21 protein-coding genes are annotated in these 20722 nt (G+C 63.6%); 14 read left to right on the forward strand and 7 right to left on the reverse strand.

Features of this window, described 5'->3' with window-relative positions; translation table 11 throughout:
- Positions 1 to 174: 174 nt before the first annotated feature.
- From hpnC to JAB6_RS06510, 6 genes are all read left to right on the forward strand, one after another.
- Positions 175 to 1056 carry a squalene synthase HpnC gene (gene hpnC, locus JAB6_RS06485; protein ID WP_070301863.1) on the forward strand — a complete coding sequence of 294 codons (882 nt, stop codon included), beginning with the start codon at positions 175 to 177 and terminating at the stop codon, positions 1054 to 1056.
- A gap of 46 nt (positions 1057 to 1102) precedes the next feature.
- Complete coding sequence (gene hpnD / locus JAB6_RS06490; RefSeq protein ID WP_070301865.1) at positions 1103 to 1936, forward strand: presqualene diphosphate synthase HpnD; 834 nt, start codon at positions 1103 to 1105, stop codon at positions 1934 to 1936.
- Positions 1929 to 3302, forward strand: a complete 1374-nt coding sequence (gene hpnE, locus JAB6_RS06495) for a hydroxysqualene dehydroxylase HpnE (protein WP_070301867.1) — start codon at positions 1929 to 1931, stop codon at positions 3300 to 3302. The genes hpnD and hpnE overlap by 8 nt, the downstream gene beginning before the upstream one ends.
- A 124-nt stretch (positions 3303 to 3426) precedes the next feature.
- Positions 3427 to 3582, forward strand: coding sequence for a hypothetical protein (locus JAB6_RS29245; RefSeq protein ID WP_161781480.1), 156 nt, complete (start codon positions 3427 to 3429; stop codon positions 3580 to 3582).
- Between the two features lie 28 nt (positions 3583 to 3610).
- On the forward strand, positions 3611 to 4399 hold the full coding sequence (locus JAB6_RS06505) for a DUF1700 domain-containing protein (RefSeq protein WP_254671501.1): 789 nt from the start codon (positions 3611 to 3613) through the stop codon (positions 4397 to 4399).
- Between the two features lie 10 nt (positions 4400 to 4409).
- Complete coding sequence (locus tag JAB6_RS06510) at positions 4410 to 5216, forward strand: head GIN domain-containing protein (RefSeq protein ID WP_070301869.1); 807 nt, start codon at positions 4410 to 4412, stop codon at positions 5214 to 5216.
- Here JAB6_RS06510 and JAB6_RS06515 read toward each other — a convergent pair.
- Positions 5203 to 6459: a TIGR03862 family flavoprotein gene (locus JAB6_RS06515; protein WP_070301870.1), complete on the reverse strand. Its 1257-nt coding sequence runs from the start codon at positions 6457 to 6459 to the stop codon at positions 5203 to 5205. The two genes, JAB6_RS06510 and JAB6_RS06515, sit on opposite strands and share 14 nt — an antisense overlap.
- A gap of 152 nt (positions 6460 to 6611) precedes the next feature.
- On the opposite strand from JAB6_RS06515, the gene JAB6_RS06520 reads away from it, so the two are divergent.
- Positions 6612 to 6845, forward strand: a complete 234-nt coding sequence (locus tag JAB6_RS06520; protein WP_070301872.1) for a hypothetical protein — start codon at positions 6612 to 6614, stop codon at positions 6843 to 6845.
- 47 nt (positions 6846 to 6892) lie between these two features.
- Here JAB6_RS06520 and moaD read toward each other — a convergent pair whose 3' ends face one another.
- Genes moaD through thrC form a run of 3 tightly spaced genes read right to left on the reverse strand, consistent with a single transcriptional unit; the run spans position 6893 to position 9865 of the window.
- A complete protein-coding gene (gene moaD, locus JAB6_RS06525) occupies positions 6893 to 7147 on the reverse strand; it encodes a molybdopterin converting factor subunit 1 (protein ID WP_070301874.1) in 255 nt (84 codons plus the stop codon).
- Between the two features lie 10 nt (positions 7148 to 7157).
- A complete protein-coding gene (gene glp, locus JAB6_RS06530) occupies positions 7158 to 8384 on the reverse strand; it encodes a gephyrin-like molybdotransferase Glp (RefSeq protein ID WP_070301876.1) in 1227 nt (408 codons plus the stop codon).
- Positions 8384 to 9865, reverse strand: a complete 1482-nt coding sequence (thrC, locus tag JAB6_RS06535; RefSeq protein ID WP_070301878.1) for a threonine synthase — start codon at positions 9863 to 9865, stop codon at positions 8384 to 8386. The genes glp and thrC overlap by 1 nt, the downstream gene beginning before the upstream one ends.
- A 270-nt stretch (positions 9866 to 10135) precedes the next feature.
- On the opposite strand from thrC, the gene JAB6_RS06540 reads away from it, so the two are divergent.
- On the forward strand, positions 10136 to 10876 hold the full coding sequence (locus JAB6_RS06540; RefSeq protein ID WP_070301880.1) for an AAA family ATPase: 741 nt from the start codon (positions 10136 to 10138) through the stop codon (positions 10874 to 10876).
- A 146-nt stretch (positions 10877 to 11022) separates the two neighbouring features.
- On the opposite strand, the gene JAB6_RS06545 is transcribed toward JAB6_RS06540, so the two are convergent.
- Genes JAB6_RS06545 through kbl form a run of 3 tightly spaced genes read right to left on the reverse strand, consistent with a single transcriptional unit; the run spans position 11023 to position 14678 of the window.
- Positions 11023 to 12423 carry an L-serine ammonia-lyase gene (locus JAB6_RS06545; protein ID WP_070301882.1) on the reverse strand — a complete coding sequence of 467 codons (1401 nt, stop codon included), beginning with the start codon at positions 12421 to 12423 and terminating at the stop codon, positions 11023 to 11025.
- 45 nt (positions 12424 to 12468) lie between these two features.
- Positions 12469 to 13434, reverse strand: a complete 966-nt coding sequence (locus JAB6_RS06550) for an NAD-dependent epimerase/dehydratase family protein (RefSeq protein WP_070301884.1) — start codon at positions 13432 to 13434, stop codon at positions 12469 to 12471.
- A 20-nt stretch (positions 13435 to 13454) separates the two neighbouring features.
- On the reverse strand, positions 13455 to 14678 hold the full coding sequence (gene kbl, locus JAB6_RS06555; RefSeq protein WP_046685113.1) for a glycine C-acetyltransferase: 1224 nt from the start codon (positions 14676 to 14678) through the stop codon (positions 13455 to 13457).
- A gap of 218 nt (positions 14679 to 14896) precedes the next feature.
- Between kbl and JAB6_RS06560 the strand changes: the two genes are divergently transcribed.
- The 6 genes from JAB6_RS06560 (at position 14897) to JAB6_RS06585 (ending at position 20677) form a co-directional block, all read left to right on the forward strand.
- A complete protein-coding gene (locus tag JAB6_RS06560) occupies positions 14897 to 15472 on the forward strand; it encodes a helix-turn-helix domain-containing protein (protein ID WP_070218654.1) in 576 nt (191 codons plus the stop codon).
- A gap of 91 nt (positions 15473 to 15563) precedes the next feature.
- On the forward strand, positions 15564 to 16490 hold the full coding sequence (locus JAB6_RS06565; protein ID WP_070301886.1) for an STM4015 family protein: 927 nt from the start codon (positions 15564 to 15566) through the stop codon (positions 16488 to 16490).
- 6 nt (positions 16491 to 16496) lie between these two features.
- On the forward strand, positions 16497 to 17573 hold the full coding sequence (locus JAB6_RS06570; RefSeq protein WP_070301887.1) for an STM4014 family protein: 1077 nt from the start codon (positions 16497 to 16499) through the stop codon (positions 17571 to 17573).
- A complete protein-coding gene (locus JAB6_RS06575; protein WP_070301889.1) occupies positions 17566 to 18408 on the forward strand; it encodes an STM4013/SEN3800 family hydrolase in 843 nt (280 codons plus the stop codon). The genes JAB6_RS06570 and JAB6_RS06575 overlap by 8 nt, the downstream gene beginning before the upstream one ends.
- Complete coding sequence (locus tag JAB6_RS06580) at positions 18405 to 19784, forward strand: STM4012 family radical SAM protein (protein WP_217494606.1); 1380 nt, start codon at positions 18405 to 18407, stop codon at positions 19782 to 19784. Before JAB6_RS06575 ends, JAB6_RS06580 begins: the two co-directional genes overlap by 4 nt.
- On the forward strand, positions 19778 to 20677 hold the full coding sequence (locus JAB6_RS06585) for an STM4011 family radical SAM protein (protein WP_083292577.1): 900 nt from the start codon (positions 19778 to 19780) through the stop codon (positions 20675 to 20677). Before JAB6_RS06580 ends, JAB6_RS06585 begins: the two co-directional genes overlap by 7 nt.
- Positions 20678 to 20722 lie beyond the last annotated feature (45 nt).

A 20722-nucleotide genomic window follows, 5' to 3' on the forward strand; every position in this document is an offset into this window, starting at 1 on the left:
TCAGCTTGGTCGTGACGGGGAGTATTCTTCGCCTACTGACTTTCTGGTTATTAATTATAATCGTGCGTAAAAGTTTTTAGTGACTTTTGCGTCATTAATCTTGAGACGTACAACGTCCGGCCACACTCGAGCATTTGGGGTGCCGGACAAACGCAAGACTAGAGAAGTGTGTTCATGCCTGTAGACCATTACGAAAATTTTCCTGTTGCATCATTTTTACTGCCGCGCCGCCTGGTGCCCGCCGTCGAAGCCATCTATGCCTTCGCCCGCAGCGCCGACGACCTGGCCGATGAAGGCGACGCCACGCCGGCCGAACGCCTCGCGGCCCTGCACGCCTATGAAGAGGCGCTGGGCCGCATCGACCGCCACGAAGGCCACGCCGGCGAGAACGCCGCCATGTTCGAACGCCTGGCCGCCGTCATTGCCAAACACCAGTTGCCGCTGAAGCCGTTTTACGATCTGTTGTCCGCCTTCAAGCAGGATGTGGAAACGACGCGCTACGCGAGCTACGACGACCTGCTCGATTACTGCGCCCGCTCCGCCAACCCCGTGGGGCTGCTGATGCTGCACCTGTACGGTGCGGCCGATGAACAGAATGTACGCGATTCCGATGCCATATGTTCAGCTTTGCAACTAATTAATTTCTTGCAAGACGTCGCCATCGACCAGCAAAAAGAGCGCATCTACCTGCCGATGGAAGACTTGAGCCGCTTTGCCGTCTCCGCCGCCGCCTTCGAGCGGCCCGAGGCGCACGGCAAGTGGAGCGCCCTGATGCGCTTCGAAGTGACCCGCGCGCGCGCGCTGATGCTGTCCGGCGCGCCGCTGGCCCTGCGTTTGCGCGGACGCATCGGCTGGGAACTGCGCCTGGTGGTGCAAGGGGGCTTGCGCATTCTCGAGTGCATCGAAGCCGTCAATTACGACGTGTTCCGGCGCCGTCCCAAGCTGGAGAAACGCGACTGGCTGATCATTTTCTGGCGCGCCCTGCGCATGTCGCGCAAAAGCTTGCATCAAGAGACACAAGTAAAAACGGCTTTTCCCCCGTCGCCCACTCTGTAAGACGATAGAATAGCGGCTTCGATCTGCAACCCTTGCTCTTTTGACTATGTCTCCCGACGAATACTGCCAACAAAAGGCCGCCCAGAGCGGCTCCAGCTTCTACTACAGTTTCCTGTTCCTGCCGGCCGAGCGCCGCAAGGCCATCACGGCCCTGTACGCCTTCTGCCGCGAAGTCGATGATACGGTCGACGAATGCACGGACGAAGCCGTGGCACGCACCAAGCTGGTCTGGTGGCGCAAGGAAGTCAAGGCCATGTACGAGGGCAACCCCACGCATCCCGTGATGCGCGCGCTGCAGCCGCACGTGGACATCTATAAACTGGAAGAAAAACATTTGCAGGCCATCATCGACGGCATGGAAATGGACTTGAACCAGACCCGCTACCTCGATTACCAGGCCATGAGCCGCTATTGCTGGCATGTGGCCAGCGTGGTCGGTATCTTGTCGGCCAGCATCTTCGGCGCGACCCGCCCGGAAACCCTGCTGTACGCGGAAAAGCTCGGTCATGCTTTCCAGCTGACCAACATCATCCGCGACGTGGGCGAAGATGCGCGCAAGGGGCGCATCTATTTGCCGATCAGCGAATTGCAGCAGTTCAATGTGACGGCGGCCGACCTGCTGAATGCGCGCCATAGCGAAAACTTTGAAAACCTCATGCGTTTCCAGGTGGCGCGCGCGCAAAAGGCCTACGACGAGGCATTTGCGCTCTTGCCTGCCGAGGACCGCCGCGCCCAGCGCCCGGGGCTGATCATGGCCGCCATCTACCGTACCCTGCTCAATGAAGTCGAGCGCGACGGCTACCACGTGCTGAAACAGCGCATTTCGCTCACGCCGATCCGCAAACTGTGGCTGGCCTGGAAGACCTGGGTTCGTGGCTGACAAGGCCGTGAAGCAACGCTACGCCGTCATCGGCGCCGGCTGGGCCGGCTGCGCGGCAGCCATGGAACTGGCGCGCGCCGGTCATTCGGTGACCGTGTTCGAGGCGGCGCGCACCCTGGGCGGACGCGCGCGCCGGGTCGAGCGAGAAAATACGCTACTCGACAACGGCCAGCACATCCTGCTGGGCGCGTACACGGAAACCTTGCGCCTGATCAAGCTGGCGGGGCAAGACCCGGCAGAACTGATCCTCACCCTGCCCCTGCAGATGCGCTATCCGGCGGACTCGGGCGGCATGGATTTCATCGCGCCGCGCCTGCCCGCGCCGCTGCACCTGGCGTGGGCCCTGCTGCGTGCCAAAGGTTTATTGCGCGCCGACAAGCTGGCCCTGATGCGTTTTTCCACGGCCATGCGCTGGATGGGCTGGCAGCTATACAACGATTGCACGGTCAGCGAACTGCTGCAGCGCTTCGACCAGACGGACCGCTTGAACCGGCTGATGTGGCATCCGCTATGCCTGGCCGCACTCAACACGCCGCCCGAGCGGGCCTCGGCCCGCGTCTTCATCAACGTGCTGCGCGACAGCCTGGGCGCATCGCGCCGCCGCGCATCCGACATGCTGATCCCGAAAGCGGATTTGAGTACCCTGTTGCCCGACGCGGCCGCCCGCTATGTGGAACGGCATGGCGGCACAGTGCGCACGGGCGCCAAGGTCGACGCCTTGCAGGCGCTGGCCGATGGTTGCTGGCAGCTTGATGAGACCGGCACCTACGACGGCGTCATCATCGCCACCTCGTCCGTGCAGGCGGCCAGCCTGCTGCAGGGCTTGCAGGACGCCCGCCTCGACGAGGCTATTGGCCGCATGCAAGCTTTCACGCCGGAAGCCATCAGCACCTGCTACCTGCAATACGACGCCTCGGTGCGCCTGGACTTGCCGTTCTACGCCCTCGTCGATACGCCGGGGCAACAGCACTGGGGCCAGTTCGTCTTCGACCGGGGCCAGCTCGACAGCAAGCAGGCTGGCTTGCTGGCCGTCGTCGTCAGCGCGTCAAGCGCTGCCGCCGAGCAAGGCCATGGCCCGCTGGCGCAAGCGATCGCGGCGCAGCTGGCGCAGGTGCTGCAGCGCCCGGAACTGGCGCAACCTGCCTGGACCCAGCTGATCACGGAAAAGCGCGCCACCTTTGCCTGCACGCCGGAGCTTGCCCGCCCCGGCAACGCCAGCGGCGTGCCAGGCTTGCTGCTGGCTGGCGACTACACGGCCAATGATGACCGGACGCAAGATTATCCGGCCACCATCGAGGCGGCCGTACGCAGCGGCGTGGCGGCGGCCAAAGCCGTCACCACGGGCAAGGCGGCAAAACAGCCTTGACGGTGCATCCTGCCCTGGCGTCGCTCGCCCCCGCGAAATTGCAGTCTGTCGCACCGCGCTGGTGCGCTCGCGTGCGCTTGGGTACAGTCTGATCATCGACAACGTCCATGCCACGGGGAATACCATGCACACCACCTTGCACTTGAAAAACAGCTTGAAAGCCGTGGCGCTGCTCGCTTGTGTGGCACTGGCCACCTTGATCGTTGTCAGCGTACAGCAGGCATCCCATGCGCCATTGCTGCTGAGCCAGGCAAGCATGCTGCTGCCGGCAATGGGCTGAAGCGGCAAAGCGGACTGACAGGAAGAATATGATGAACAAGCAAGATTATCTCGACGCACTGCGGCGCGCGCTGGAAGGCTTGCCACCGGACCTGGTGGCCAAGACCCTCGATTATTACGAACAGACTTTCATCGAAGGCGCCGCGGCCGGCCGCAGCGAGCAGGAAATCGCCGACGACCTGGGCGACCCGAAAAAGATCGCCCTCACCTTGCGCAGGAGCACCCATCGCCAGGCGTTCGAGCAAAAGAAGACCCCCGTCAACCTGCTGCGCCTGCTCGTCTCGCTCGTGGGCCTGGCCATTTTCAACCTGTTCATGGTCGTGCCTGCCGCCGTGTACGCGGCCCTGCTGGCCGCCCTGTATGCCACCGGCCTGAGCTTTTACCTGGCCGGCATCGCCATCACGGCCAGCGGCTTGTCCGGTGCCAACGAACTGGTGCTCGACGGCCCGCTGCGCCACGTCTTCATCCATGACGATGACGGCGGCGAAGGCGGCGAACGGCGCGAAACGCGCATCACCATCGGCGACACGGGCATCGAAGTCGATCACCTGCCCGGCCCCGTCAAAGCGGAGTCCGAGCCCCAGGCACCGGGCGCGTCATCGCGCGTGATGGAGCGGGCCGAAGCGCTGGCCGGTGGCGGCATCCGCATCTCCACGGACATGGACCGCGATGCGCGCACCACGCAAACCGTCTTCGGCGTGGGCATGCTGCTCGGCGGCATCGCCATCTTCCTGCTCAGTCTGGTGGTCACGCGCTATACCTTGATCGGTATCAAACGCTATGTCGCCATGAATGTTTCCCTGCTCAAAGGTCACTAGAAAGGCTGCCATGAAACGCTTGCTCAAAGTTGGCCTGTCCATGCTCTTGCTGGCACTGGTCCTGATCGCCATGTCGTATGCGGCGCTGCGCGCCAAGGGCATCAGCAATCCCAGCAGCGCTGCCGGCCGCGCCGTGCGCAGCGAAACGCGCCCGGTTGCCGCCAATATCAACAGCATCGACCTGGCCGGCCCCATCGACCTGGTGCTGCGCCGCGGCGCCACGCCATCACTGAAAGTGAGCGGCGAGCAGCGCTTGCTGTCGAACGTCGACACGACGGCCGATGGCACGACCCTGCATATCGGTCCGAAAGGCATGCTGTTCCACCATCGCCAGCCGCTGCAGGTGGAGCTGGTGCTGCCAGCCCTCGTGCGCGTGGAGGTGCACGGCAATGGCGACAGCAAGATCACGGGATTTTCCGGCGACAGTTTTATCCTGGAATTGACGGGGTCGGGCGACGTCAGCTTCACGGGACGCTACAAACAGGTGCAAGCGACCGTCAACGGCAGCGGCGACCTCGACATCAACGCCGGCAACAGCGACAGCGTGGTGCTGGAAATGGTGGGCTCCGGACGCATCGCCGCCAGCGGCAACACGAAATTCCTCCGTGCCGACCTGAGCGGATCAGGCGACATCGATGCCGAGCACCTGGCCGCAGACAAGGCCAGCGTCAGCCTGCAAGGCTCGGGCACGAGCACCGTCTTCGTGCGCGACGCGGCCAACCTGACCCTGCGCGGCAGCGGCGACATTAACGTCCACGGCAACCCGCGCCAGCGCGAGACTCAGAAGAGCGGCTCAGGCGATATCACCTGGCATTGACCTTCTCTTCCAGCCAGCTGACCGCCTGCTCGCCGGCCGCCTTGCCTTGCGCCAGGCAGGCCGTCAGCAGGTAGCCGCCCGTCGGCGCTTCCCAGTCCAGCATTTCCCCCGCCACGAAGACGCCCGGCATGGCGCGCAGCATGCTGCCGTCGACGCCGTCGAACACCACGCCGCCGGCGCTGCTGATGGCTTCATCGATGGGGCGCGGGCGCTGCAAGGTGACGGGCAGCAGCTTGATGGCGGCCGCCAGCGTCGCTTCGTCGGCGAAGTCGGCCGCGCTCAGGCATTCGCGCAGCAAGCCCGATTTCACGCCCTTGATACCCAGTCGGCTATTCAGGTGGCTGGACATGGAACGGGCGCCACGGGGACGCGTCACTTCCTCGAACACGCGTTCATGAGTATGGTCGGGCGCCAGGTCAAGCCAGATGGTCGCGCTGCCGTCGCGTGCGATCTGCTCGCGCAGCGCGGCCGACAGCGCATAAATCAGGCTGCCTTCCACGCCGCCCGCCGTGATGACGAACTGGCCCTGGCGCTTGATTCTCAAGCCGTCGATGTCATGCGCCGTGATGGCCACGGTCGTCAGCGGTTCGCCCGCATGGCGGCTGCTGAAATGCGCGCTCCAGTCCACGTCGAAGCCGCAATTGGCCGGCGCCAGCGCTTCCACGGCCACGCCCTGCCCTTGCAGCAGCGGCACCCAGGCGCCATCGGAACCGAGCCGCGCCCAGCTGCCGCCACCGAGTGCCAGGATCACGGCATCGAAGGCGCGCAGGCGTTCGCCGTCCGGCGTGGCAAACACCAGCTGGCCATCCTCATCTTGCCAGCCCGTCCAGCGGTGGCGCATGTGAAATTGCACGCCCGCGTCGCGCAGGCGGTGCAGCCAGGCGCGCAGCAAGGGCGCCGCCTTCATGTCCGTCGGGAAGACGCGGTTCGAGGAGCCGACAAAGGTCTCCACGCCCAGGCTGTGCACCCAGTCGCGCACCTTTTGCGGGCTGAACTGGTCCAGCGCCAGTTTCACCCGGTGCGCCTGCCTGCCGTAGCGCGAGACGAAGGACTGGTAGCCTTCCGCATGCGTGATGTTCATGCCGCCACGCCCCGCCAGCAGGAATTTGCGGCCGACGGACGGCATGGCGTCGAACAGTTCCACCATGGCTCCCAGGCCGGATGCCGCCTGGGCGGCCATCAGGCCGGCGGGGCCGCCGCCGATGACGGCGATGTGAAAGGGAGGAAGGCTGGAATGGGTCATGGCATGCTGGAAGACGGTGAAAACCCCGGCATTTTAGTCGAGATAAGACATGGGGATGGCAAGAATGCCGAAAAATGATGCATACTGCGCGGACATGCTGCAACGATCAGCTTTGACTTCACGAGACAACGAGACGACAAGAGGAGAAACACATGGGCGCAGGATTCTGGATTTCCCGCTATTTGCTGGCCAGCTCGATCTTATTCATCATCCTGACGGTGGTCGAGTACAGCAAGGGCACGCCCAGCCAGGCCGATATCCTGAGCGCGCTGGCCTGGTCGCTGGTGGCCTCGGCCATCTTCATCGGCTCGAAATACTGGCGCTACCGGAAAGCCGTCGCCTGCGCCACGTGCAGCGGCGACAAGCCGAAAACCAAGTCGTCATGAAACAACGGCCACTTCGATGAAGTGGCCGTCTCATTTTGGAAGCGGGATCAGCCGCCCGTCACGGGCGGGAAAAACGCCACCTCGTCGCCGTCACCGATCAAGGTGTCGGCATCGCACATCACTTGGTTGTGGGCCATGCGCAGCGCGCGGCCTTGCGCCAGCGCGTAGTCCCAGTTGCCGCCGCGGGCGATCAGCAGCGCTCTCACCGCACCCACCGCCAGCGGCTCGGCCACTTCAAGCACTTCATGGCCAGTGCCCACCAGCTCGCGCACGCTGGCAAAAAATCGTAGATTGATCTTCATCGATACTTCCTCAGTACAGCAATTCGTTAAACGGGATAAAACGCAGCATGTCGCCGCGCGCAATCGACAGCCCCGGCGGGCAATCGATCAAGCCGTCTCCCCACACGGTGGACGTCAGCACGCCCGAACTCTGGTTGGCGAACAGTTCCAGCTTGCCCTCGTCATTGATTTTGGCGCGCAAGAACTCGTTGCGCTTGTCCGCCTTCAGGCGTTCGAACGCGGCCGGCAGCTTGTAGCTGCGCGGCGCCAGGTTCCCCGCCACGCCTTGCAGGCGCAAAATAAACGGGCGCACGAACAGCAAAAACGTGACGAAGCTCGACACGGGATTGCCGGGCAAGCCGACAAAGAACGCCTCCCGCACTTCGCCAAACGCCAGCGGTTTGCCTGGTTTGACGGCGATCTGCCACATGTTCAGCCGCCCTTCCGCTTCCACGGCCGGCTTGATATGGTCTTCCTCGCCCACGGACACGCCGCCCGAGGTGATGATCAGATCATTGCCCTGGGCCGCCTGGCGCAGCACGGCTTTTGTCGCTTCCAGGCTGTCGGGCACGATGCCCAGGTCCGTGATCTCGCAACCGAGGTTTTCCAGCAAGCCGCGCAAGGTAAAGCGGTTCGAGTTGTAGACGGCGCCCGGTGCCAGGGGTTCGCCGGGCATGGCCAGTTCGTCGCCGGTGAAAAATACGGCCACGCGCAGCTTGCGCAGCACAGGCAGCTGCGCCAGGCCCACCGAGGCGGCCAAGCCCATTTCCTGGCTACGCAAGCGCCGGCCCGCACCGAGAATCTCGCCGCCGGCGCGGATATCCTCGCCCTGGCGGCGCACCCATTCTCCCGCTGCCGGCACGTGATTGACCGTCACCACGCCGTCCGCCATCGTGCACTGCTCCTGCATGACGACGCAATCGGCGCCTTCCGGAATCAGCGCGCCCGTGAAAATGCGCGCCGCCGTCCCCGGCTGCAAGGGCTGGCCCACGTGGCCGGCCGCGATGCGCTGCGACACGGGCAAGCTGGCCGCACCGCTGGCGCAGTCACTGGCGCGCACGGCGTAGCCATCCATTTGCGTATTGTCGCGCTCGGGCACGTTCAGGGTCGACGTCTGCGCGGCCGCCAGCACGCGGCCGTTGGCGCGCATGGTGTCGACCAGCTCCACGTCGGCCACCGGGCGCGCCGCGCCCAGCATGAAGGCTTGCGCCTCGGCCACCGACAGCATCGGCTTGCGTACAGTGCTGGCGTCTGTCATCACAGTCCCGTGTTGGCGGCGATATACGCCTTCATTTTTTCCACGTCCGCATCCATCACGACGAACTTTTGCGGCAAGTCTTCGATGTTCTCGAAGCCGGCTGGCCGTTCCGCGTCCACGCCCAGCGCTTCGAGGATGGTTTCGTTGAACTTGGCCGCCAGCGCTGTTTCCAGCACGATCATCGGCACGTTCGGTTCCAGGTGCTCGCGCGCCACCTTGATACCGTCGGCCGTGTGCGTGTCGATGGTGATGCCGTAGTCGTCGGCCACGTCGCGGATGGTGTCGAGGCGGTCCTGGTGCGTGGACTTGCCCGACTTGAAGCCGTACTTGGCCACCAGCTTGAATTCATCGCCATCGCTGCCAGGCTTGCCGGACAAGTCGAAACCGCCGTGCGTTTCCACTTTCGTAAACAGGGCGCGCACGCGGTCGCTGTCGCGGCCCACGAGGTCGTAGACGAAGCGCTCGAAGTTCGACGCTTTCGAGATATCCATCGACGGGCTGCTCGTGTGGTACGTTTCGGCCGACTTGCGCACGCGGTAGACGCCCGTGCGGAAGAATTCGTCGAGCACGTCGTTTTCATTCGTCGCGGCCACCAGTTTCGAGATCGGCAGGCCCATCATGCGGGCGATATGGCCGGCGCAGATATTTCCGAAGTTGCCCGACGGTACCGTAAACGACACTTTTTGCTCGTTGCTGGTGGTCGCCGCCAGGTAGCCGCGGAAGTAGTAGACGACTTGCGCCACGACACGCGCCCAGTTGATGGAGTTGACGGTGCCGATCTTCTGCTTGGCCTTGAACGGCAAGTCGTTCGACACGGCCTTGACCATATCCTGGCAATCATCGAACACGCCTTCGACGGCGATGTTGACAATGTTCGGGTCTTGCAGGCTGAACATCTGCGCCGTCTGGAAGGCGCTCATTTTCTTGTGCGGCGACAGCATGAAGACGCGGATGCCCTTCTTGCCGCGCATCGCGTATTCGGCCGCGCTGCCCGTGTCGCCCGACGTGGCGCCGAAGATATTGAGTTCGGCGTCGTGCTTGGCCAAGGTGTATTCGAACAGGTTGCCCAGCAACTGCATGGCCATGTCCTTGAAGGCCAGGGTCGGGCCGTTCGACAGCGCCTGCAGCATCAAGGTGGTCTGGCCGCCCTTGACGGCGTTTTCTTCGAGCACGCGCAGAGGCGTGATGTCGGCCGCGTTTTCGCCGGCGCGGGCGTTCTTGTAGACTGCCTTGGTATAGGTTTTCGCCGTCAGTGCCTTCAGGTCCGCGGCCGGGATATCGGTGGCGAACTTCTTCAGGATTTCGAATGCCAGGTCGGCATACGACAATGTGCGCCAGGCATTGAGCTCGGCACCAGTGACTTGCGGGTAGTGTTCTGGGAGGTACAGTCCGCCATCGGGGGCCAGGCCGCCCAGGAGGATGTCGGAGAATTGCTGCTGATTCGATGGCGCTTTATCAGCGCGGGTAGACACGTAGTGCATAAATTTGAAGAGTCCAGTTGAGCTGAGTGCGGTTGATCATGAATGGCAGCGGATATTATAGTGCCAGCCGCCGTCCAAGGCGAATCGCGTGGCGCCCGCCTGATCAAGATGTGACAATTGGAGCGCCTGCTTATTATCAAACAAGCCATAATTGCATGAGATCAAGCCAGGCGAACATGGCTGGCGTACGCACTGGCGTGCGCCGGCGATTTACGTCACACTGTGCTGAGTATCCCTTGCCATGATCAATATTGGAGTCGAGAACCGGCCATGTCGCTGAGTAAAAAACCGTATCTGCAAAGCGCCGCGCTGCGCTCCGACGCCGTCGTCGACCTCGATCACTATCCGTTCACCATTCCCGCCATCCGCGACTTCGTGCACATGGATTTCCACCGCGACGTGACGTTTTTCGTGGGAGAGAATGGCAGCGGCAAGTCGACCATGCTCGAAGCGCTGGCCGTGGGGCTGGGCTTCGGCAAGGATGGCGGCACGCGCAACGTGCGCATCGCCCTGCCGTCGGACGAGGAATCGGGCTTGCACGCGCACTTGCGCCTGAGCAAGAGCTATAAAAAACCCGAAGACAGCTATTTCCTGCGCGCCGAGAGCTTTTTCAACGTCGCCACCTACATGGACGAGATGCCCGAATACCTGGGCAGCTACGGCGGCAAGTCGCTGCACGCGCAATCGCACGGCGAAGCCTTCATGGCGACCCTGATCAACAAGCTGCGAGGAAAAGGCCTGTATCTGCTGGACGAACCCGAGGCAGCCCTGTCACCGAGCCGTCAGATGGCGGCATTGTCCGTGATTCACCAGCTGGTGCAGGACGACTCGCAGCTGATCATCGCCACCCATTCGCCGATTCTACTCGCCTACCCGAACGCGAAGATTTTGATGTTTACAGGCGGCGGCATCCACGAAGTGGCGTATGAAGACACGGAACACTATGCAGTGACGCGCGATTTCTTGAATAACTACCCGAGGAGGCTGGAGCAGTTGTTTGAGGAGGAATGAAGGTGGTGTCTTGCTACTGTGGTCATGTCGGCTTACGCGCTTTGCGCTAAGCCGACCTACGCCGTCCAACGCCCATCTGCGACATTGCCACTCACCGTAGGTCGGATTAGCGCGTGAGCGCGTAATCCGACAACACCATCAGCGCATCAGCAAGCGGCGTGATTGACGGTAATCACATGCACGGCCAACCCGCCCAGCGACGTTTCCTTGTACTTGTCCTGCATGTCCGCGCCCGTCTGGCGCATGGTTTCGATGACTTCGTCGAGGCTGACGAAATGCGTGCCGTCGCCCTTCAGCGCCAGCGAGGCGGCCGTGATGGCTTTCACGGCGCCCATGCCGTTGCGCTCGATGCACGGAATCTGCACCAGGCCGCCGATGGGGTCGCACGTCATGCCCAGGTGGTGTTCGATGCCGATTTCGGCCGCGTTTTCGATCTGTTCATTCGTGCCGCCCAGGGCCGCCACCAGGCCGGCCGCCGCCATGGCGCACGCCACGCCCACTTCGCCCTGGCAACCCACTTCGGCGCCCGAGATCGAGGCATTGCGCTTGCACAGCATGCCGATGGCCGCGGCCGTCAGCATGAAGCGGCGCACGCCGCCCACCGGGTCGCTGGGGCGGCAATCCTGCGCGTAGTAGCGCAACACGGCCGGGATGATGCCAGCCGCGCCGTTGGTCGGCGCCGTCACGACCCTGCCGCCGGCCGCGTTTTCCTCGTTGACGGCCATCGCGTACAGGCTGACCAGGTGCACGGCGTCGTGCGGCAAGTCGTTGGCGCGGTTGTCGGACGCTTTCGCCTCCTGCGCCAAGCGCCACAATTTCGCGGCGCGGCGCTTCACGTTCAAGCCGCCCGGCAGGTTGCCTGTCGTTTCCAGGCCGTGCGCGATACAGTCGCGCATGACGTGCCAGATACGGTCCAGGCCCGCGTTCAATTCCTCGTCGCTGCGATTGACGCACTCGTTCGCGCGCAGCATTTCCGGGATCGACAAGCCACTTTCCACGCCATGCGCCAGCAACTGCTCCATGGTGTCGAAGGGGAAGACGACTCGCGCGCTGGCGGCCGATTCCACTGCCGCTTCGGCCTGCGCCTCGCCAGCCTCGCGGATAAAACCGCCGCCGATCGAGTAATACACCTTGTCGACACGGCTGCCGTCCGCCAGTTTCAGGGTGAAGCGCATGCCGTTCGGGTGTTCGGGCAGCGATTCGCTCTTGTGCCAGACGAGGCCCGTGGCGGCCGTGAATGGCACCACGTGCGTGCCCAGCAAGGCGATCTCGCCAGCCGCCTCGATGGCGGCCAGCTTGCTGTCGACTTCATCGGGCGCCACGTCTTGCGGCGTTTCGCCCATCAAGCCAAGAATGACAGCCTTGTCCGTCGCATGGCCCACGCCCGTCAGCGCCAGCGAGCCATACAGGGCCGCCTCGGCGCCCACTACCTGGTCCAGCGGACCGTATTCGACCAGAAAACGCCGCGCCGCCACCATCGGTCCCACCGTGTGGGAACTCGACGGCCCGATGCCGATTTTAAACAGGTCAAATACGCTCATGTCCATGTATGTCTCTTTATGTAGTATGTTTTTTTAGTATTGCTGCTGAACTCAGGCCGCCTTGGCGGCATGGCCCACATCGACATTGGCCAGCATGTCCGTGACCATCTGCTCGACGCCGATCTGCGCCTTCCAGCCCCAGTCGGTGCTGGCCTTGCTGTCATCCAGGCTTTGCGGCCAGCTGTCGGCGATGGCCTGGCGGCTGTCCGGCTTGTAGCTGATCTTGAAGTCCGGCACCATGCACACGATGGCCTTGGCCAGCTGCTCGGGGTTGAACGACACGCCGGCCACGTTGTACGAAGAACGGATCTTGATCTGTGCCGCTGGCGCGTCCATCAGTTCGATGGTGGCGCGGATCGCGTCGGGCATGTAAATCATCGGCAAGGTGGTATTCGCATCGAGGAAGCAGTCATAGCGCTCGCCGCGCAAGGCCGCGTGGAAGATGGCGATGGCGTAATCGGTGGTGCCGCCGCCCGGAGGCGATTTGTAGCTGATGATGCCCGGGTAGCGGATGCTGCGCACGTCCACGCCATACTTGTTGAAGTAGTATTCGCACAGGCGCTCGCCGGCCAGCTTGCTGATGCCGTACATCGAGGTCGGGTCCATCACGGTCATTTGCGGCGTGTTCACTTGCGGCGTGTTCGGGCCGAAGGCGGCGATCGACGATGGCCAGAAGATGCGCAACGGTTTGCCCGCCTCGCCGCGCTCGCGCGCCAGTTCCAGGATGTTGAGCAAGCCATCCATGTTAAGGCTCCACGCCTTCAGCGGTGCCGCTTCGCCCGTGGCCGACAACATGGCCGCCAGCTGGTACACCTGGGTGATGCCTTCATCGGCGATGATGGCCGCCAGGCCGTCCTTGTCCAGCACATTGAGCTGGGCGTAGCGCTTGGCCTGGTACAGATTGTTCGTGCCGATGTCGCTGGCGATGACGTTGTCCGCGCCGTGCTGCTGCGCCAGCGCGCCCACCAGTTCACTACCGATTTGGCCGTTTGCGCCTATGACTAAGATGCGTTCCATGCTATTTTCCTGAAATCTTGTTAATTGGTAGTGGTAGTGGTCAGCAAACCGAGTTCCTTGCCAGCCTGTTCGAAAGCGGCCAGCACTTGCACCAGCTGTTCGCGCGTATGGGCAGCCGACAGCTGCACGCGGACGCGGGCCTGGCCCATCGGCACGACCGGGTAGAAGAAGCCCGTCACCAGCACGCCCAGTTCATACAGGCGGGCGGCGAATTTCTGCGCCACGGGCGCGTCGAACAGCATCACCGGCACGACCGGGTGCGTGCCCGGCTTGATGGTGAAGCCGATGCGCTCGATCTCGCTGCGGAAGAACGCCGTGTTGTCATGCAGGCGGTCGCGCAGTTCCGTCGACTTGGCCAGGCGTTCCAACACCGACAGCGAGGCGCCGGCAATCGATGGCGCCAGCGTGTTCGAGAACAAATAGGGACGCGATTTCTGGCGCAGGGTGTCGATGACTTCCTTGCGCGCCGACGTAAAGCCGCCCATGGCGCCGCCCAGGGCCTTGCCCAGGGTGCCCGTGATGATGTCGATGCGGCCCATCACATTGTGGTGTTCGTGCGTGCCGCGGCCCGTCGCGCCCATGAAACCGGAAGCGTGGCATTCGTCGATCATCACCAGCGCGCCGTATTGGTCGGCCAGGTCGCAGATCTTGTCCAGTTGCGCAATCGTGCCGTCCATCGAGAACACGCCGTCAGTGACGATGACTTTATGGCGCTTGCCGGCCGCAATGGCCGCTTTCAGCTGCACTTCCAGGTCGGCCATGTCGTTGTGGGCGTAGCGGTAGCGGCCAGCCTTGCACAGGCGGATGCCGTCGATGATGGAAGCGTGGTTCAGCGCGTCCGAGATGATGGCGTCGTTTTCATCGAACAGCGGCTCGAACACGCCGCCGTTGGCGTCGAATGCCGCCGCGTACAAGATCGTGTCTTCGGTACCCAGAAAAGCAGAGATCGCCTGTTCCAGTTCTTTATGCACGGTTTGCGTGCCGCAGATGAAGCGCACGGACGACAGGCCGTAGCCGTATTTTTGCGTGGCGGCAATGGACGCTTCCTGCGTCTGCAGGTCGCCGGACAGGCCCAGGTAGTTGTTTGCACACATATTGATCAGGGTACGGCCATCGTCGCACACCACTTCGGCGCCCTGGCGCGAGGCGATCACGCGCTCGGGCTTGTACAAGCCCTGCTGGCGCAGTTGATCGAGGTTCTGTTGCAGACCGCTGAAAAAGGTGTTCTTCGCTTGCTCGCTCATGATGATCCTTGTGTGTCCCTGCGTTTGTGGTATCCGTGTGACCTCAGCCGCCATAGGGAAAAGCGGCCGCTTGACCGGTGCGCGCACAATGCTGTACCGTGAAGCGCTGTTTGAAGTCTACACGTTTCCGTGTTTTTCCTCAAAATCCACTATTTCGAACTGAAATTCAATATAGTGGATATTACCCAAGCCTTTTGAACTTTGCAAGCCACCTGCCGATGAAAACCAGCGTTTCGACCAATTCTCCGCCCGAAGTGGGCGCCACCCTGCAACGGCTGCGCCTGGCGCGCGGCCTGACACTCGAGGATTTGTCGCGCATCGCCGGCGTTTCGAAGTCCATGCTGTCGCAAATCGAGCGCGAAAAAGCCAATCCCACCATCGCCATCACGTGGCGCCTGGCCAACGCCCTGGGCGTGCAGATCGGCGAATTGCTGTCCAGCGCGGAAAAAGCCGTGGAAACCATCCGCATCACGGACGCCCACGAAACTCCCACCCTGCCCGGCGACCATGCGGGCTACGTGCTGCGCATCCTGGGGCCGATGGAGCTGGCCGGCAAATATGAATGGTATGAAGTGACTTTGGCGCCGGGCGGCGAACTGGCGTCGCAGCCGCACGACCCGGGCACCACCGAGCATTTGACGGTGATCCACGGCAACCTGGAGCTGGAAGTGGGCGCGGCGAAGAAAAAGGTCAAGAATGGCGGCACGGCGCGCTACCCGGCGGACCAGCCGCATACCATCCGCAACTTGGGCAAGACGGAAGGCAAGGCCTTATTGGTGGTCATCCATAGATAGTTGCTTTTCAGCGGTGTGCAATAGGCTCTTTCGCCCATGCTAAGATTTTGGATTAGACAAGATTTTCACTGTCTTTCATGGAGCCTTAGCAATGACGATTTCCGAAAGCACCACCCTCTTCCACCAAAAAAAGGTCGTCGAGTACGATCCTGATATTGCGCTGCAATCCGGGCAGGATATCGTCTACCGCCTCTCGCTCGAGTATGACGACAAGCGCAAGATGCCGGACCTGATCGCCGGCTTCCTGGAAAAAACCGACAAGAATGCGCTTGAGGCGCTGATCATCGGCATGTGGGGCGATCCGTACGAAGCGGGCGCCGACGAGGTGATCGCGGCGCTGATCAGCCACGCGCCGCAGCTGCCGAACTTGCGCGCGCTGTTCATCGGCGACATGACGTACGAGGAATGCGAAATCTCGTGGATCGTGCAAGGCAGCTACAAGCCGCTGCTGGACGCTTTCCCGCAGCTGGAAGAGCTGCGTATCCGCGGCGGCAATGAGTTGACCGTCGAACCGTTCGCGCACCAGAACCTGCGCAAGTTCACCATCGAGTCCGGTGGCCTCGATCAGAAGATCGCGCAGGCGCTGACCCAGTCGAGCATGCCCAAGCTGGAATACTTGGAACTGTGGCTCGGTAGCGACGACTATGGTTTTTCCGGCGACGTGGCGCTGTACCAGAAAGTGCTGGCACAACTGGCCACGCCAACCCTGCGCTACCTGGGCCTGCGTGATGCGCAGATCGCCGACGAGCTGGCCGTCTGGCTGGCCAACGAGCCGCTGCTGGCCACCGTCGAGACCCTGGACCTGTCGCTGGGCACCCTGGGCGACGTGGGCGCCGAAGCACTGCTGCAAGGCACGCAACTGGGCAATCTGAAGCGCATGGACCTGTCGCATCACTATATCTCCGAAGCGAACCAGGGAAAACTCAACGCCCTGCCCTTCCCCGTCAGGCTCGATGATCCGCAGGAAGACGACGAGGACGACGACGAAGTCTATCGCTATGTCGCCGTCGGCGAATAAAACCTGATGCTTTTGCTGGCAACACAGGGCAGCAAGCGCGTGCGCCTGCTGCAGGCGGCGCGCGCGCAGCTGCGCCTGCCGCCCGCGCAGGTGCTGGAATGGCGCGACTGGCTACGTCAGCCTGCCTTGCTCGAGGATTCATTGCGCCAGACCGGCCCGCTCAAGATCGAACCGCCCGGCGACGATCCCGCCGCCCACCTGCTGTTGCTGCATGCGGGCTGCCGCCTGCTGGACCGTCCGCTGCTCTCGGCGCCCGCGCATGGCGAGCTGCTGGCCATGGATGCGTGGTTTGCCGGTTTTTCCAATGCCATGGCGTCCCTGGCGGCGCAGCTGGCAGACCTGCCGCAAATACGCGTCTTCAATGCGCCAGCCGAAATCTGTCTCATGACGGACAAGCTGGCGTGCCAGCGCCACCTGGCCGCGCACAGCGTCGCCATTCCCTCCCTGCTCGGCCCCGTGCACGGCTATGAGCATCTGCAGTCGCTGCTGCACGAACACCAGTTTGACCGCGTCTATCTGAAACCGCGCTACGGCTCGTCCGCGTCGGGCGTCGTCGCCTACCGCAGGAACAAAGCCGGGCGGCAGCAAGCCACCACCTCGGCCGCCTTGCACCGCACCGAGGGCGCAACGCGCCTGATCAACAGCAAACGCATGGCGCGCTACGAGTCCGAACACGACATCGCCGCCCTCGTCGACGCGCTGGCAGCCCAGGAACTGTATGCGGAAGCATGGCTGAACAAGCCGCGCTGCGGCGACAGCCATTACGACTTGCGGGTCGTGACCGTGGCCGGCCGGCCCGCGCACCGGGTGGCGCGCATCGGCGACCAGATGATGACGAATCTGCACCTCGACAACCGGCGTGGCGACGCGGCCGGCCTCTTGAGCGCAGCCGACATGGCGGCGCTGGAAGTTGCCAGCGCCCAGGCCGCGCGCGCCTTCCCCCACAGCCACGTGACGGGCTACGACCTCGTCGTACGCCACGGCCAGGCCCATGTGCTCGAGGCGAACGCCTTCGGCGACCTGCTGCCAGGCCTGCTGTGGCAAGGCGCGGACACTTACGCAGCGCAACTGGCCCATGTTTAAAGACACAGCACCGATCCCCGACATGCACCGCGTCGTCGGCAGCCACGACATCGTCTTCATCACGCTCGACACCCTGCGCTATGACGTGGCGCAAGCCCTGTATGAGGCGGGCGAACTGCCCGTGCTGGGACGTTTTCTGCCGCCGGGCGGCTGGGACAAGCGCCACTCGCCCGCCACGTTTACCTACGCGGCGCACCAGGCCTTCTTTGCGGGTTTCTTGCCCACGCCAGCCGCGCCGGGCCGCCATCCGCGCCTGTTCGCCTCCGCTTTTGCTGGCAGCGAAACCACCTCGCCGCACACGTTTACATTCGAGGAAGCGGACCTGCCCGCCGCGCTGGCCGCGCGCGGCTACCGCACCATCTGCATCGGCGGCGTAGGTTTCTTCAATAAACAGACGGCGCTGGGCACGGTGCTGCCGTCGCTGTTCCAGGAAAGCCACTGGAGCGCGGGCATGGGCGTGGCCAGCCGCCATTCGACGCAAAAGCAGGTGGCGCTGGCGACCCGGCTGCTGGCGCAAAACGACCAGCGCACCTTCTTGTTCATCAACGTGGCCGCCCTGCACACGCCGAACCGCGCCTACCTGCCCGGCTGCCACAGCGATAACCTGGACAGCCATGCGGCGGCCCTGCGCTATGTCGACAGCGCACTGGCGCCCCTGTTTGCCGCCTGCGCCGCGCGCGCGCCCACGTTCGCCATCGTCTGCTCGGACCACGGCAGCGCGTATGGCGAAGACGGCTACCGTGGCCACAGGGTCGCCCATGACAGCGTGTGGCAGGTGCCGTACGCGCACTTCTTCCTCACGCCAGATACCATTTCCCAGGAGTCCCCACCGTGAACCCATCCGAACAGCCGGGCACCCTGGCGCAGCGCATGCGCCACACGCCCTACCAGGCGTATTCATATTCGTATCCGCACAAGGCGGCCTACCGCGCCTTGCCGCAGGCCGCGCCGCTGGCGCCCCTGTGGGCGCGGCAGGACCGCTCCGCCCTCTTCGCCTACATCCACATCCCGTTTTGCGAGATGCGCTGCGGCTTTTGCAACCTGTTCGCCATGGCGCGGCCCAGCGCGGACATGGTCGAGCGCTACGTGCAGCAAGTGCTGGTGCAGATGCGCGCGATGGACGGCGCCCTCGGTGAACGCCGCTTTGCCCGCTTCGCGCTCGGTGGCGGCACGCCCACTTACCTGTCACCCGCGCAGCTCGACACCTTGCTGTGCGGCGCGCGCGACATCCTTGGCATCGACCTGCAAGCCACGCCGGCCGGCATCGAAGCGTCGCCCGAAACCATCACGGCCGAGCGGCTTGCCGTCTGCCGCGCGCATGGCATCGACCGCGTCAGCCTGGGCATCCAGAGCTTTGCCGCAGGCGAGATGCGCGCGCTGGCCCGCCCCCAGCAAAACGCCACCGTCCATCATGCCATCGGCCTGATACGCGCGGCCGGCATTCCCACCCTGAACCTGGACCTGATCTATGGCATCGCCGGGCAAACCGTGGCCAGCCTGCTCGCTTCCATCGACAGCGCACTGGCCTTCCGGCCCGAGGAAATCTATCTGTATCCGCTGTACGTACGCGAACAAACAGGCCTTGGAAAAGTGGCGCGCCGCCAGGGTGCCGCGTCGCTCAATCCCATCATGCTGGCACGCGACGGCGACAGCCGCCTGGCCCTGTACGCGGCCGCGCGCGACCATTTGCGCGCCCAGGGCTATGAGCAGGTCTCGATGCGCATGTTCCGCGCACCGCATGCGCCCGAGCAGAACGGGCCGTCGTACTGCTGCCAGAACGATGGCATGGTGGGCTTGGGCGCGGGCGCCCGCTCCTACACGGCGAACCTCCATTATTCGAGCGAGTACGCGGTGGCGAGAACGGAGACCATCGGCATCATCGAACAGTATCTGGCGCTGGACGAAACGCGCTTCGCGCAGGCGGAACACGGCTACGTGCTCGATGATGCAGAACAGCGCCGCCGCTACGTGATCCAGTCGCTGCTGACGGAACCGGGCCTGGACCGCGACGCCTACACGGCGCGCTTCGGCAGCCGCTGCGAGCTTGATCTGCCGCAGCTGGCCGAGCTGCACGCCTTGGAACTGGTGGAAGAAAACGGCCCGCTGCTGCGCCTGAATGACCGCGGCTACAGCTACGCCGACACCATCGGCCCGTGGCTGGCGTCCGAGACGGTGCGCGCGCTGATGGCCGAAGGCGGCCAGGCGTGCTGACAGCGCAAGCGCCAACGCTGTCCCTGCTGTATCGCGGCACGCTTTCGAGCTGCAATTACGCCTGCGGCTACTGCCCGTTCGCCAAGAAGCGCGACAGCCGCGCCACCCTGGCCCGCGACGCGCGTGAAGTGACGCGTTTTACCAGCTGGGTGGCGGCGCAAAAACGGGACATCAGCGTCCTGTTCACGCCCTGGGGCGAAGCACTGGTGCGGCGCCACTACCGCACGGCCATGCAAACCCTGGCAGCTTTGCCCCATGTGCGGCAAGTAGCGCTGCAGACGAATCTGTCCGGACCCCTGAACTGGCTGCAGGGGATGGACGGGCTGGAAAAGATCGGCCTGTGGTGCACCTACCACCCGGACCAGACAACGCTGGCCCGTTTCCTTGAACGCTGCGCGCGCCTGGACACGATGGGCGTGCGCTATTCCGTCGGCGTCGTCGCCATGAACGAACACCTGGACGCCATCCGCGCCCTGCGCGCGGCCCTGCCCGCGCACGTCTACCTGTGGCTCAACGCCTACGACCGCCGTGGCCCCGGCTACTACAGAGAACAGGACCTGGCCTGGCTCGACGCCGCCGATCCGTGGTTTTCGCAAAGCCGCCGTCCGTCACCCTCGCGCGGCAAACCGTGCCTGGCGGGCGAAGCGTCGCTGTCCGTCGATGGCGATGGCGAACTCACGCGCTGCCATTTCGTGCCCGAGCGCTTGGGGAATCTGTACGTTGATGACTTGGCAGACATGCTGCAGGAACGCCGCTGCCCGCGCTTCAAGTGCGATTGCTATATCGGCTATGCGCAGCGCAAGGATTTGCCGTTTCAAACGGTGTTTGGGGAGGGGGTGCTGGCGAGGATCGTGACTGTAGGTCGGATTAGCGGGGCGAAAAGCCCCGCGTAATCCGACATCTTGCTGGCATGACGGGTGTTGTCGGATTACGCGCGT

Source organism: Janthinobacterium sp. HH104 (assembly GCF_001758715.1).
Taxonomy (GTDB): domain Bacteria; phylum Pseudomonadota; class Gammaproteobacteria; order Burkholderiales; family Burkholderiaceae_D; genus Janthinobacterium; species Janthinobacterium aestuarii.

What these genes read in the sequence shown, in the direction of transcription:
- JAB6_RS06545 (WP_070301882.1), bottom strand. Translation starts at nt 12,423, where the DNA reads ATGGACATGAGCGTATTTGACCTGTTTAAAATCGGCATCGGGCCGTCG.
- hpnD (WP_070301865.1), top strand. Translation starts at nt 1,103, where the DNA reads ATGTCTCCCGACGAATACTGCCAACAAAAGGCCGCCCAGAGCGGCTCC.
- JAB6_RS06550 (WP_070301884.1), bottom strand. Translation starts at nt 13,434, where the DNA reads ATGGAACGCATCTTAGTCATAGGCGCAAACGGCCAAATCGGTAGTGAA.
- glp (WP_070301876.1), bottom strand. Translation starts at nt 8,384, where the DNA reads ATGACAGACGCCAGCACTGTACGCAAGCCGATGCTGTCGGTGGCCGAG.
- JAB6_RS29245 (WP_161781480.1), top strand. Translation starts at nt 3,427, where the DNA reads ATGCACACCACCTTGCACTTGAAAAACAGCTTGAAAGCCGTGGCGCTG.
- JAB6_RS06515 (WP_070301870.1), bottom strand. Translation starts at nt 6,459, where the DNA reads ATGACCCATTCCAGCCTTCCTCCCTTTCACATCGCCGTCATCGGCGGC.
- JAB6_RS06510 (WP_070301869.1), top strand. Translation starts at nt 4,410, where the DNA reads ATGAAACGCTTGCTCAAAGTTGGCCTGTCCATGCTCTTGCTGGCACTG.
- hpnC (WP_070301863.1), top strand. Translation starts at nt 175, where the DNA reads ATGCCTGTAGACCATTACGAAAATTTTCCTGTTGCATCATTTTTACTG.
- JAB6_RS06560 (WP_070218654.1), top strand. Translation starts at nt 14,897, where the DNA reads ATGAAAACCAGCGTTTCGACCAATTCTCCGCCCGAAGTGGGCGCCACC.
- JAB6_RS06565 (WP_070301886.1), top strand. Translation starts at nt 15,564, where the DNA reads ATGACGATTTCCGAAAGCACCACCCTCTTCCACCAAAAAAAGGTCGTC.
- moaD (WP_070301874.1), bottom strand. Translation starts at nt 7,147, where the DNA reads ATGAAGATCAATCTACGATTTTTTGCCAGCGTGCGCGAGCTGGTGGGC.
- JAB6_RS06520 (WP_070301872.1), top strand. Translation starts at nt 6,612, where the DNA reads ATGGGCGCAGGATTCTGGATTTCCCGCTATTTGCTGGCCAGCTCGATC.
- JAB6_RS06570 (WP_070301887.1), top strand. Translation starts at nt 16,497, where the DNA reads ATGCTTTTGCTGGCAACACAGGGCAGCAAGCGCGTGCGCCTGCTGCAG.
- JAB6_RS06540 (WP_070301880.1), top strand. Translation starts at nt 10,136, where the DNA reads ATGTCGCTGAGTAAAAAACCGTATCTGCAAAGCGCCGCGCTGCGCTCC.
- JAB6_RS06505 (WP_254671501.1), top strand. Translation starts at nt 3,611, where the DNA reads ATGATGAACAAGCAAGATTATCTCGACGCACTGCGGCGCGCGCTGGAA.
- JAB6_RS06575 (WP_070301889.1), top strand. Translation starts at nt 17,566, where the DNA reads ATGTTTAAAGACACAGCACCGATCCCCGACATGCACCGCGTCGTCGGC.
- thrC (WP_070301878.1), bottom strand. Translation starts at nt 9,865, where the DNA reads ATGCACTACGTGTCTACCCGCGCTGATAAAGCGCCATCGAATCAGCAG.
- kbl (WP_046685113.1), bottom strand. Translation starts at nt 14,678, where the DNA reads ATGAGCGAGCAAGCGAAGAACACCTTTTTCAGCGGTCTGCAACAGAAC.